Here is a 12,395-nt window from a genome sequence, read left to right as displayed (position 1 = left end):
ATAGAATGCCAAATTTGCACTTCTTCGTTTATCGAAGCGATAAATATTCCAGCAGGGCATCCATTTGCTCGCTTCCCAAAAGATCCGACAGTGACGGCATCACATGGGCGAGAAAATCCGGCTTCGTCTCATAAGTTTCTTCGTCGCAGGTTTCACCTTGAAAAAGCAGAGCGCCTTCAATGAGGACGGACAGCGCGTGAAAGCAGTCCGCAAGCGAATTCGCGATCAGCTTAGGCTCGCCACCTTCGAAAGCGGCATATACGGGTGAACCACTGGCTTGGACATCTACAATGAGCGGATCATCGTTCACATTGGCAATGACAACGTGATGAGATGGCCAATTGCTCGATTCTACGGTTTCCCCCTTATCGCTAATCCAGCGATAGCCCATTTGCTGCCGGACCAGATGTTCGGGAGAAACAAAGTAGATGACAGCCGATTCGCCGATTTCAACCGCTGCGTTTTTCATTTTATGGGTTCCTTCCGCCTTAGCGTCGATCATCTCGTAATGGCTATATAGATAAGCCAGTTCAGGGGACAGCGTGATACGGTCATCCACGGGCGGCAGCTGTACCTCGGACCGTTGCCGTATTTCATGATCGGTGAAGAGCCCGAAATCCCGATTATACAAGTCTTGTTGTTCTATGAATCTAGTTAAAGCCGCTTCCAGTTCCAGCATTCATTTCATCCCTTCCAGCATGTTAACCGAATTATAACACGCCGAGTCATCGCGGTTAAGCGCGGGGAATTCTATCTCTGATTCGATATATGGTAGAATATCCCGTATGGAGAGAATCCATTAAACGAACGGAAGATGTTATCACGAATACGGATAGGACGTTGATACTGCAGCAAGCAAGGAGGCGGCAAGAGATGCAATATGAATTCAATATAACGGCTTCGATCTCCGAGCTCGTATGGTATCCGGATGAGCTGTCTGACGAGTATAGGGTACACCCCAACTTTCAAGCTGTGATGGATCGGCTTGGCATAGCGGTTCCCGTAGAGGAAATCTATGAACGGTATTTCGATAGTCCGGTGAACTCTGGCCATGTTCTGGTATTCCAGGAGATGGAGGGCCCGACTTCTTGCATCGTGCTGGACACGTATCGCGATCCGTTGGACCAGCTGGATATGATCCAGATGGGATGGCGAAGCCAGGGCGAAGATCACGAGCTTCGCCGGCTTTCCCGTAAATTCTATGATGAATGTGAATTCGCGGTCCGTTATCAGGAAGGTCAGTCGGCATTGTCCGAGAAGCTTCGTGAAGATCGATATCCACGGACCTTCCGGTATCATGCGGTATTCGAACAGAGAATGAAGCGATACGTCAATGACGCGAATTCCCCTGAATTGAAGGAGTGAGCAAGCTATGAATATATCGAAATCCCATATTCGTCCTTTTCCGGCTTACGAGGATGTATTCGAAGGCGATGTTGAGCGGTACCGGCAGCATTTTCTTCCGATTCTTTCCTTGAATCTGCAATGCCTGTTTCCCGGCGAGGATCAGTGGCTGCACTTTGTGTCCGTCAAAGAAATCTACGATGGCAGCGTCGGCGAAGAAACCGTGTCCGAACACCGGTCGTATACCAAAGAGGATATGCTCGGATTTGATGTAGTGAACGGAAAATACCGCTTCGAAGCGGACTGGAACTACTTTTTGCTTGAGCAGGAACCGGAGCATGAGACGCTGGCAGAAGCGTATGCCGACAATGAGCGGGACTTTATGGCCCGCAAGCGGTTCTATGAAGAGAAGGGGCATATCTTCCCTTACTCGTCTTTTGGTCGTGCTGCCGAATCGGCGGACGCGCTGATTCAAGATTATGAGGAAAAGCAGGAGAAGGGCTGGGGATTAAGCTTCCCGGAGATCCATGGACTGCTGGATGACATTGGCTTTATGTCGGAAGAGGCACAGCGGGATCTGCAGGAAGAGGGGGAATCTCTTGAGGACTGGCTGCGCTTCGAGCAGACCAATCTGCTGCATGTGCCGCGTACGCCGGAAGGAGAGACTTTTACCTATGTCGGCCGATTGACGGGTTATTACTTTCAGGCGTACGGAGCAGACGCGCTGTACTTGTTCTATTCGAGGGAGCTGGGCAAGGCCGTCGTTTGCTTGGAATATACTTGAGGTGCGACAGTGACGAATATCCAGGTTAGGATCAATGATCCGCCCCTAAGAACCATTTGGCACGATAAGCCGCAGGAGAGATGCCTTTGAATTGGGTGAACAGCCTTGTGAAGTAATGAACGGAAGAGAATCCGGTTCGTTCCGCAATCAGCTTGATGGGATCATGGGTTTGCTGCAGCAGAAGCTCGGCTGCCCGGATCCGTTCGGTGCGAACCATGGACGAAAAGGATTCATGGATGCTGCCCGCAAGCAAGCGGGACAACTGCCGCTCCGACACGTTGAGGTATGTCGCCACTTCCGGCAAGGATAACGGTCCGCTCAGATTGTCTCGAATGTACAGTTTTGCCCTTTGGACAAGCTGCACCGTGGTTGAGTAGCTGGGAGCCGCATCGAGGTTGCGTGCAGCTCCGAACAGGGCAGGGAAGGATTCGAGCAGCGCATGCGCAAGTTTGGGCAGAAGCGAAGCAGGCAGCGAATCATCGGCTTCCGAACGAACCAGCATGGATTTCCATAATTGGATGGCCGGCGATTCGCTGGCAAACTCGGTCCAAACGTCACATCGACGAAGCGCCTCCAAGTATGCCGCCGTTACATCCGAGGCTGAAGGTTTCTCCATCGCGTCATATGCAACGAACAACAGATTCAAATCGTGAACGTCCTTGATTTGATGCAGCTGACCTGGACGTGTACAGAAAGCGACCCCCGGATATAAGGGATAGGTCCTGTCGCCTTCGAGATACACCCCGGTTCCGCCGTTTACATAACAAATTTCAACGAAAGAATGCCGATGCAAGGAATTGGCCGTCAAATGCCGGACGGTCCCCCAGTAATGGACAAGGAACGAGAGGCTCTCGCCGTCTAACCGGCCTGCATAACGATTAAGCCGTTCCTCGCTTTTGCTCCAATGGTACAAGGCAATAACAGCTCCCTTCTGGCGTAATTTTGCAAAACGTCGTCTTTCCCGTGCAAATACGATCCCGCTTGCCCTCACTATAATTAAACTAGATATTCCATAAAATATCGAGAGGGTGCATGGCGATGATTAACGAGAAGGATGTGCAATTTTACAAAGAAAATGGGTATCTGCTGGTCCGAGGCGTTTTTAATCAACAGGAAGTCGAAGATATGCGAACGGCTGTTGAAGGGATCATCCAAAGGGCGGCACGCGCCAAATCGGATCAAAACCATGCCTGGCAGGGCGATTTCCTGCCGCCTGAACAGCTTAAGAAGCTGGTTCTGAAAGGATTTCACGACGTGCAATATCATGATGCCGCTTTCATGCGTGCCGCGATCCATCCTCGAATGACCGAAGTGCTGAACGGGATCATCGGACCGAACGTGCAGCTGCATCACTCCAAAATGCTGGTTAAGCCCCCATCTAACGGGGCCGCATTCCCCATGCATCAGGATTATCCGTATTTCCCTCATCGGGACCACACCATGCTTGCTGCCAGCGTTCATCTCGACGACGCCGATACGGAGAACGGCTGCCTCTGCGTCGTTCCCGGCTCTCATAAACAGGGCGTTTTGCCGCATGTCGGCGCTTACTATTTGAACCATAAAGAGCATCCTTTATCTTCGGGGACTCCATGTCCGGCCAAAGCGGGCGATGTGTTGTTCTTCAATTACCTGACCATCCATGGGTCGGACGTGAACCGGAGCGAGCGAACGCGCCGAAACATCCTGTTCCAATATCGCGATGCTTCGGATGTGCCGACCGCGGATGTTCACTTCGATTGGGGCATGGGCTTAATGGTCAGCGGAACCAACCCGGATTTTAACAATGTGAAGCCGAAGTATGAAATCATCAGTGCGAAATGACCACATAACAGCACCGATCCCTGTGCCGAATGATAAACCAGCTTAAAAGCCCCTTATGGGGCTTTTTTCTATGCCTGGAACTCCTGCCTGTCATGTTTGCACCTAATATGTAAAAATAATTCGTTGTAATGTGAGCCGGCCCCCCTATACTAGATGATAATGGATCGAGTGATAACGGATTGGGGGAAAAGCATGAAACTTCAGGCTGCGGGCAAAGCATCGAAATGGTTTGTTTATCAAAAAATCGTCATCGTATTTATCGTATTGTTACTTCCTCTCATCTCAATGAATATTTGGTTGAATTATAAGGGGATGTCCGTCACCAAGGAGTCTATCTTGAATTCCGCGGCTGCGGGCGCCTCCTTCTATTCCAAGCAGCTCGATAAAGAAATGTATTTTATCCGGAATCTGCAGCTGCAGCTGTTAAATGACAAGGATCTGCAGAAGCTTAGTTTCCGAGGCAGCATGCTTGAGGATTACGAAGAGGTGGAGCTCATCGACCAGGTCAGGGATCGGCTGGCAACCTTGATGGTTTCCAGCGAATACGTCGTGAGTGCCGGCGTGTACGTGAAGGATGTCGAGAAGACGATCTCGACCACGACGGGAGTGACCAATACCCCGAACAAGGAAATGGAGCTGATATCGTCCATGATGTCGGTCATGCCCAAGCCTTCATTTTATAGGAGCGGCGACCGGATTTTCCTGATCGAAACCGAAAACAACGGGGCCGTCTGGTCATACATCGAGATTTCCCGGCCCAAGCTGCTCGGGGCCTTAAGCGAAATCGCCAAGCTGTATCCGGAATCCGAAGTCCTTCTGGGGAGCAGGGAAGGCAAGACCATCTTGACGACGGCGCCTGCGGCCGATGAGTCAACAGAGATCTTGAATCATATCCTGGACAAGCCGGATCCGGATCAAAGTGTGCCGGAGACGGGGGAATTGGGAGGAGTAGACTATTTTATCATTCAGAATGAAGTCGGCTCGCTGGATCTGTCCTTGGTCATGTACGTGAATCAGAATGAAATCACCCGCCCCATAAGCCAATTCATTACCTGGTTCTATACGCTGTTTATCCTTGCCGTGATTGTGATGGTGCTCTATTCGTTCTCGGTCAATCTGATGATCCACAGGCCTTTGTCCAAGCTCGTTAAAGCCTTTCATATGATCGAAACCGATAATTTGAATATCCTGATCGAGTCCAGAACCAAGGATGAGTTTCATTACGTGTTTAACGGTTTCAACAGGATGGCCTTGAAGCTTAAACAGTCGATCGAAGAAAACTATGAGCAAAAAATAGCACTGCAGCACTCGCAGCTGAAGCAGCTGCAATCCCAAATTAACCCGCATTTTTTATATAACAGCTTTTTCAATGTGTATATGATGTGCAAGGTCGGAGATTCGGATAGTGCGGCGGAGCTCTCGCAAAAGCTGGGCAGCTATTATCAGTACATCACGAGAAGCGGCTCCGACGAGGTGCCTTTTTATACGGAATACAAACATGCTTTGGATTACTGCGACATACAGGGCATTCGTTTCTCGAACCGGATTTCATACGAGCATAGGGAATTTGCGGACATTCCGCAAGGGATCACCGTACCGAGACTTATCATTCAGCCTATCGTGGAGAATGCGTTCGAGCATGCATTCGAGGATGGCATGGAGGAAGGCATGCTGTACATTAGCGCTGATTACCGGGAAGGCAGATTGCGTATCACGGTAGAGGACAACGGGAATTTGCTGACGAATGAGATGCTGCAGCATCTGCGCGGCAAGCTTGCCATGGATTCGAAGCATGTGGAGCAGACCGGCTTGGTCAACGTGAACAACCGGCTTCAGCTCAAGTATGGGTCCGGCAGCGGATTATCCGTCTCGCGCAGCGTCCATGGCGGTTTGAAGGTGGATTTGATCATTTTGATTCATGAATCAGAGGAGGCATCGTGATGTACAGACTGTTGATCGTGGACGACGAGCCCGTCATCGTGAACGGCTTGGTTCAGCTTTTTCAGGAGCAAACGCAATTCGACCTGGATGTATGGAAAGCCTATTCCGCCAGGGAAGCGGTGGAGATCGCCATGAGAGTGAAGCTGGACATCCTGGTCAGCGATATACGAATGCCCCATAAGAACGGGCTTCAGCTGATTGACGAAATTACGTATTATTGGCCGCACTGCCGGATCATTTTTCTGACCGGTTACAGCGAGTTTGATTATGTGCACGAAGCCCTGCGCAAGAACGTGGATAACTACATCCTGAAAACCGAAGGGATCGATCCGATCTTTCAAGCCGTCCAAGAGGCTTCCTCCAGGCTGGATGAAGAGAACCGACGCAGAATCCAGGCAGAAAAGGCTAAGATGCATTTTCAAATGGCCGAGCCTCTGCTCAAGCGCGAACTCATACAAAAGGCATTGAAAGGGGAAGCCCTGGGTTCCCTGCTGTCGCAGCCCCGTTATGAAGAGGTGGGGTTCGGCATCGACGCAGATCGGCCGGCATTCCTTCTCGTTGGAAGGGTCGGAATCGCCCCGGAGGCCAAGACGAAGAATGCGGTGCAAGCCGTTCAGATGATGTTCATCAAAGACCTGCCCAGCTCGTTTGCCTGCGAGCATGCCGTACTGGATGAAGACTTGCTGGTATGGCTGCTGCAGCCGGACGAGGAGTTTCTGGACCGTTATCGGAGGTTTGAGCCGGAAGATGCGCTTCATTGGCAGGGCATGATGTCGTATATGAGGGGCATCCTGGAGCAGGTGCAAAATGAGTGCGAAGAGCTGCTTGGCGTTCAGGTTTCTTTCGGGATATCGGGCAATCTTCTGCACCAATGGAACACGGCGGGAGAGCAGCTTCATGCTTTGCGGACCATGCTGCTCAGCAGGGCGGCGCTGGGACAAGAGATGGTCGTTGCCGATATCGAAAAGGCCAAGGAACACGAAGCGATGATACATGGAAACAGCCAGTTGAGGCAGGATGACATGAAATTCGATGTGATCGACAGGATTCACAGGTACATACTGGAGCATATATCCGGGGACGTCTCGTTGACCGCCATAGCGGAGGAAGTGCATTTTAACCCATCCTATCTTTCGCGCTACTACAAGCAGCTGACGGGTCAAAACCTGCTGGAGTATATTCAGGCGAAAAAGCTGGAGGGGGCGCTTCATCTGATGCAGCATACGAACATGAAATTACAAGAGATCGCCGTGCGGCTCGGGTTCGAATCCCCGTCGTATTTCACGACGTTTTTCAAGAAAAAGATGGGCGTAACCCCGCAGGAATACCGAAATACCCAATAAGTAAAAAAAGTGAAAGGGATGTAAAAAACTTAAAATTGATAGCGCTTTCGTGCGGAATCTATAATGATACCTAAGCAGCACGGATATCAAGAATATGCCAGATCAAGGGGGATATAGCCATCATGAAATGGACCAAACTAGCGAAAATGATGTTGATTAGCACGATGACGCTTTCGGTAATGGCGGCATGCTCGAATCAGGGGAACGAATCGGAGGGGACACCGAACAAAACCTCTGCCGAGGAGGCGAACTCCAATACAACGCCGCCGGATCCTCTCGGCAAATATCCTGAAACGGTAACGGTCACGCAAGTGCTTGGCTACAATCCGCCCGAGGACCCGCGGACGCCGCAAGGGATCACGCCCGAACAGAATGCTTATTTCAAAGACCTCAAAGACATGCTGAACATTGAAGTCCAGTACAAATGGACGGTGCCTTCCAGCCAGTTCGAGCAAAAGTTTTCATTAGCCATGGCTTCGGCCGACCTGCCGGACATTATGGAGCTGGACCAGAAGAACTTCGAGAAGCTGAAGAAGCAGGACATGCTTGCCGATCTCACCCAAGCTTATAACGACTTCGCTTCGCCGGCACTGAAAAAATACATGGAATCCGACGGCGGCTTTGCGATGAAGACGTTTACCTCAGACGGAAAGCTGCTAGCGATTCCCGGTTTCGAGGATCCGTTCCTGTCCACCCAGCTGCTCTGGATTCGCAAGGACTGGCTCGATAACCTGAAGCTGCAGCCGCCGAAAACGATGGATGAGCTGGAGCAGGTTGCTAGAGCCTTTGTGCAGCAGGATCCCGATCAAAACGGCAAAAACGACACCTACGGTATCGCCATGCAAAAGAATCTGTTCTTTTGGGGCTTTGACCTGAGGGGCTTCTTCAATGGATTTGGCGCGTACCCTTCCATCGGGGACAATCAATCGGCCTGGATCAAGGACGACAGCGGCAAGCTGATCCCCGGGCTCATACAACCGGAAGTCAAGACCGCGCTGGGCAAGCTGCAGTCCTGGTACAAGGAGGGAATTCTGGACAAAGAATTCGCCTTGAAGGACGAGAACAAGTCCGTTGAAGATATTACGGCAGGCAAGGTGGGCATTTCTTACGGGGAATGGTGGTATCCGAACTGGCCGTTGAACCTGAATGTTGACAAGGATCCCAAGGCAGACTGGATTGCCCTTCAGATTCCCGGACTCGACGGGCCGGGCAAGTCCATGGTACCCAAAATCCGCAGCAACAAACTCGTGGTCGTGAACAAAAAAATGAAGAATCCGGAAGCCGCCATCAAAATGATCAACTTCTACATCGAGATGGGCAACAAGAAATACATGGACCAGAACAAAGCGGAAAAAGGATACGTCTACAATTGGTTCAACCCACGGATCTATAATCCGGCACAAATCGAAACGATCTATACGGAAGTAAACAAGGCTCTCGATGCAAACCAAACGGAAATCACGCTGGATGACGAGAACTACAAAAATGTGGCGGACGTCTTCAAGGCGGCAAAGGATTATCTTGCAGGCAATACCGCGAATGCCTCGAAAGGCGTAAACTGGGGCCAATATTTCAGCCGGGCGGCGAAAGACGGCGGCTGGGGCATGACGCGGCAAATCAAAGAGAATCAAGCTTACGTAAATAACGAGTTCTACGGACTGCCAACGGCAACTCAAGTCGAGAAGGGCTCCCAGCTTGATAAGCTGATGCAGGAAACCTTCACCAAGATCGTCATGGGGGCCTCGCTGGACGAATTCGATAAATTCGTTCAGAGCTGGAAATCGCTGGGCGGGGATCAGATCACCCAGGAAGTCAATGATTGGTACGGCCAGCAGGGCGCCAAATAATCTTGGATTGATAAAGCGGGAGGAGAAGCCCTTGAGGAAGCCGGCAGACTCCTCCCGTTTGAAATGGACGGGGAGGTTTCATCTGTGAGAACGCTGAAAAAAGAATATTTGCTGCATTTGATGCTGCTGCCGGGAGTCATTGTCACGTTGATTTACGCATACGGGCCCATGGCCGGCCTTGTGATGGCCTTTCAGCAATTCGAGCCGCTGGCAGGATTCTTCCGCTCGGGTTTCGTCGGTTTCGATAATTTCCGCTATGTCTTCGAACTGCCCGATTTCAAGCAGGTTCTGTGGAATACCATCGTGATTTCCGTATTTAAAATGGCATTGTTTTTACTGGTGCCCCTGATATTGGCACTGCTCCTCAACGAAGTCACGCGAAGATGGTTTTCGCGCTTTATCCAATCCGCCATCTTCCTGCCGTTCTTTCTGTCCTGGACCGTGCTCGGCGGCGTCATCATCGAATTGTTCTCCTTGAATGGTCCGGTGAACGGCCTTCTGGGCGCGCTCCATATGGAACCGATCATGTTCATGCTGGATAATAACTGGTTCCGCGGGATCGTCATCGGATCGGATGTATGGAAAGGGATGGGTTACAACATGATCGTCATGCTTGCAGCCATCACCGGAATCCATGCGACGCTGTATGAGGCAGCAGAAGTAGACGGAGCCGGAAGATGGAAGCAGATGATTCACATCACGCTGCCGGGCATGGCGCCGATTCTCATTTTGCTTGGCGTGTTAAGCCTAGGCGGCATTCTTAACGCAGGCTTCGAGCAGATCTTGATCATGTACAACCCGACGGTTTATGAAGGGGCGGATATCATTGATACCTTCGTTTATCGACTGGGCATGTTCAGCCAGCAGTTCGGTCCTGCCGCCGCCGTCGGTTTCTTTAAATCCGTCATCTCTCTGGCGCTCGTGGCCGTGACGTACTATGCGGCTTACAAATATAACAATTATCGGATCTTTTAGGCCGGAGTGGAGGTAGGAAGATGCATAAACCAACGATCAGCAGAAGGCTGTTTGTAATCACGAATACGCTGGTGCTGTCCCTCATCACCTTGCTCGGTATCATTCCGTTCGTTCATTTGCTCTCGATTTCGCTAAGCTCGAATACGGCCGCAATGGCGGGAGAAGTGAGACTCTGGCCCGTGGGCTTTAACCTGGACGCTTACCGGTACTTGGGCGAAAAGGTAGAGTTTTTCCGTTCGTTCCGCGTCTCGCTTACCCGAGTCGTGTTGGGGACGGCGGTGAATATGCTTCTCGTATTCATAACGGCGTATCCATTATCGAAATCGAATCATCAATTTAAGTTCCGTACGCCGTATGTGTGGTTTTTTGCCATAACAATGTTTTTCGGCGGGGGATTGATTCCCACGTACATGGTCGTGAAGAATACCGGACTCATCGACTCCGTGTGGGCTTTGATTCTGCCTGGAGCGCTTAACGTATGGAACATGGTTCTGATGCTGAACTTCTTCAGGACGATCCCGAAGGAGCTGGAAGAAGCGGCAACGATTGACGGTGCGGGACACTGGAGAATATTATGGCGAATTTACCTGCCGGTTTCGCTGCCGTCCATTGCGACAATCGGTCTGTTCACCATCGTGGGGCACTGGAATGCTTGGTTTGACGGTATCCTGTATTTGAATTCGCCGGAAAAATACCCGCTGCAAACCTATTTGTCCACCCTCATTATGTCGATCAATTCCCAAATGACCTCGATTTCGATCGAACAGATCAAAGCGATGGAGAATTTGAGCGAAAAAACGCTTCGAACGGCCCAAATCTTCATGGGCGCACTGCCGATCATGGTCGTGTATCCGTTCCTGCAGAAGTATTTTGTCAAAGGGATGACGGTCGGAAGCGTGAAAGAATAAGACCTACGGAGGGAGAGAAAACGGATGAATAAAGTGAAGGTCGCCCTGATCGGAGCCGGACTGCGGGGCATCAATTATATGGAATATGCCCTGCAGCATCCCCATGAGATGGAAGTAGTCGCCGTCGCAGAACCGAATCGGCAGCGGAGGGAACAGTTTCAAGAAAGGCATGGGCTTGAAGACGCGGCATGCTTCGAGAATTGGAATGATTTTTTTACAGCGCCCAAGGTCGCGGACGCCGTGTTCATATGTACCCAGGATAAGCAGCATTTCGAGCCGACAATGCGGGCGCTTGCGGCCGGCTACCATGTGCTTTTGGAAAAGCCGATGTCTCCGGATCCCGAAGAGTGCATCCGGATGGGTGAAATGGCTTCGCAGGCCGGTTTGGTATTTTCGATCTGTCATGTGCTTCGGTACACGCCGTTTTTTTCCACCATCAAGGAGCTGCTGGAGCGTGAGGCGATCGGCCGATTGATGTCGATTCAGCATAACGAGAACGTGGGTTATTGGCATCAAGCGCACAGCTTTGTGCGGGGGAATTGGCGGCGGACGGAAGATTCCAGCCCAATGATACTGGCCAAGTCCTGCCATGATCTTGATATGCTGCTCTGGCTTGCCGATTCGGATTGCGTCCGGGTGTCCTCCTTCGGCTCCTTGAGCCATTTTACGGCTGCACAGGCACCGGAAGGCGCACCGAAGCGCTGCCTGGACGGATGTCCGGTCTCGGATGAGTGCCTCTATTATGCACCTGATCATTATTTGACCGAGGACACGAATTGGCCGACCACGGCGATCAGCGACGATATGAGTTATGATGCCCGATATCAAGCGCTGCTAGAGGGGCCGTACGGCAGATGCGTATACCATTGCGACAATGACGTGGTGGATCATCAGGTCGTCAATATGGAGTTTGCCAACAGCGTGACGGTCGCCTTCACGATGAGTGCGTTTACGCGAGATGTCAGCCGCACGATCAAGCTGATGGGAACCCGCGGGGAAATCCGCGGAGCCATGGAGAAGAACGAAATAGAGATCATTCACTTTGGCAGCGGGAAGGTCGAGCGAATTTCTTTTGCGGACCGGGGCGGCCATGTCGGCCACGGCGGCGGAGATATGGGTCTGATCAAGGATTTTCTGAGATTGGTGCAAACGGGAGGAAACAATCAAGGACTTACATCGGCAAGCCGTTCCGTTCAAAGCCACCTTATGGCATTCGCGGCTGAGCAGTCGAGAGTGGATGGAAAGATCATCGAGCTAAAGGAGTTTGCGCAGCAGTTCAGTACGCCGATCAGAACGATGTCCGGAAATTAATGTTTAGATCTTGAAGCCTGATTGCAGTCGCAATCAGGCTTGTTTGATATTGTAAAGAAAAGACGCCGCGCCCAAGCACCTAAATATGGTAAAATAAACCGGGTGCCATATGGCCGACTCT

Annotated in this window: 11 protein-coding genes; 9 read left to right on the top strand and 2 right to left on the bottom strand. The window is 51.2% G+C overall.

Annotated elements, in window-relative coordinates; genetic code table 11:
• Window positions 1–28 precede the first annotated feature (28 nt).
• Window positions 29–679 carry a hypothetical protein gene (locus RB298_RS17540; RefSeq protein ID WP_192572113.1) on the bottom strand — a complete coding sequence of 217 codons (651 nt, stop codon included), beginning with the start codon at window positions 677–679 and terminating at the stop codon, window positions 29–31.
• 194 nt (window positions 680–873) lie between these two features.
• On the opposite strand from RB298_RS17540, the gene RB298_RS17535 reads away from it, so the two are divergent.
• Together RB298_RS17535 and RB298_RS17530 are read left to right on the top strand one after the other, a co-directional pair.
• Window positions 874–1,365, top strand: a complete 492-nt coding sequence (locus tag RB298_RS17535) for a hypothetical protein (protein WP_486047739.1) — start codon at window positions 874–876, stop codon at window positions 1,363–1,365.
• 7 nt (window positions 1,366–1,372) lie between these two features.
• Window positions 1,373–2,128: a siderophore biosynthesis protein gene (locus RB298_RS17530; RefSeq protein ID WP_486047737.1), complete on the top strand. Its 756-nt coding sequence runs from the start codon at window positions 1,373–1,375 to the stop codon at window positions 2,126–2,128.
• 31 nt (window positions 2,129–2,159) lie between these two features.
• On the opposite strand, the gene RB298_RS17525 is transcribed toward RB298_RS17530, so the two are convergent.
• Window positions 2,160–3,041, bottom strand: coding sequence for a helix-turn-helix domain-containing protein (locus RB298_RS17525; RefSeq protein WP_486047735.1), 882 nt, complete (start codon window positions 3,039–3,041; stop codon window positions 2,160–2,162).
• A 125-nt stretch (window positions 3,042–3,166) separates the two neighbouring features.
• On the opposite strand from RB298_RS17525, the gene RB298_RS17520 reads away from it, so the two are divergent.
• The 7 genes from RB298_RS17520 to RB298_RS17490 all read left to right on the top strand — a co-directional run bounded on the left by RB298_RS17520 (window position 3,167) and on the right by RB298_RS17490 (window position 12,274).
• The gene (locus tag RB298_RS17520; RefSeq protein WP_375119662.1) at window positions 3,167–3,949 is read left to right on the top strand and encodes a phytanoyl-CoA dioxygenase family protein; all 783 of its coding nucleotides are present in this window, start codon (window positions 3,167–3,169) and stop codon (window positions 3,947–3,949) included.
• 192 nt (window positions 3,950–4,141) lie between these two features.
• Entirely contained in the window at window positions 4,142–5,890 is a 1,749-nt protein-coding gene (locus RB298_RS17515) for a histidine kinase (protein WP_486047733.1), read from the top strand.
• Window positions 5,890–7,233 carry a response regulator gene (locus RB298_RS17510; protein ID WP_486047731.1) on the top strand — a complete coding sequence of 448 codons (1,344 nt, stop codon included), beginning with the start codon at window positions 5,890–5,892 and terminating at the stop codon, window positions 7,231–7,233. Before RB298_RS17515 ends, RB298_RS17510 begins: the two co-directional genes overlap by 1 nt.
• Window positions 7,234–7,355: 122 nt before the next feature.
• A complete protein-coding gene (locus tag RB298_RS17505; protein ID WP_213578328.1) occupies window positions 7,356–9,080 on the top strand; it encodes an extracellular solute-binding protein in 1,725 nt (574 codons plus the stop codon).
• A gap of 84 nt (window positions 9,081–9,164) precedes the next feature.
• Window positions 9,165–10,055: an ABC transporter permease gene (locus RB298_RS17500; RefSeq protein WP_486047729.1), complete on the top strand. Its 891-nt coding sequence runs from the start codon at window positions 9,165–9,167 to the stop codon at window positions 10,053–10,055.
• A gap of 20 nt (window positions 10,056–10,075) precedes the next feature.
• Window positions 10,076–10,963: a carbohydrate ABC transporter permease gene (locus tag RB298_RS17495; RefSeq protein WP_015735007.1), complete on the top strand. Its 888-nt coding sequence runs from the start codon at window positions 10,076–10,078 to the stop codon at window positions 10,961–10,963.
• Between the two features lie 24 nt (window positions 10,964–10,987).
• Window positions 10,988–12,274: a Gfo/Idh/MocA family protein gene (locus RB298_RS17490; protein WP_486047727.1), complete on the top strand. Its 1,287-nt coding sequence runs from the start codon at window positions 10,988–10,990 to the stop codon at window positions 12,272–12,274.
• Window positions 12,275–12,395: the final 121 nt, after the last annotated feature.

The organism is Priestia sp. BR_2 (assembly GCF_041954005.1).
GTDB lineage: Bacteria > Bacillota > Bacilli > Paenibacillales > Paenibacillaceae > Paenibacillus_AQ > Paenibacillus_AQ lautus_A.
The sequence above is the reverse complement of the archived record's forward strand: the minus strand, read 5'-3'. Positions and strand labels throughout refer to the sequence as shown.

Bases quoted from the DNA above. Each gene is read 5' to 3' on its own strand.
- RB298_RS17540 (WP_192572113.1), bottom strand. From the start codon at position 679: ATGCTGGAACTGGAAGCGGCTTTAACTAGATTCATAGAACAACAAGAC.
- RB298_RS17535 (WP_486047739.1), top strand. From the start codon at position 874: ATGCAATATGAATTCAATATAACGGCTTCGATCTCCGAGCTCGTATGG.
- RB298_RS17495 (WP_015735007.1), top strand. From the start codon at position 10,076: ATGCATAAACCAACGATCAGCAGAAGGCTGTTTGTAATCACGAATACG.
- RB298_RS17510 (WP_486047731.1), top strand. From the start codon at position 5,890: ATGTACAGACTGTTGATCGTGGACGACGAGCCCGTCATCGTGAACGGC.
- RB298_RS17505 (WP_213578328.1), top strand. From the start codon at position 7,356: ATGAAATGGACCAAACTAGCGAAAATGATGTTGATTAGCACGATGACG.
- RB298_RS17490 (WP_486047727.1), top strand. From the start codon at position 10,988: ATGAATAAAGTGAAGGTCGCCCTGATCGGAGCCGGACTGCGGGGCATC.
- RB298_RS17515 (WP_486047733.1), top strand. From the start codon at position 4,142: ATGAAACTTCAGGCTGCGGGCAAAGCATCGAAATGGTTTGTTTATCAA.
- RB298_RS17520 (WP_375119662.1), top strand. From the start codon at position 3,167: ATGATTAACGAGAAGGATGTGCAATTTTACAAAGAAAATGGGTATCTG.
- RB298_RS17530 (WP_486047737.1), top strand. From the start codon at position 1,373: ATGAATATATCGAAATCCCATATTCGTCCTTTTCCGGCTTACGAGGAT.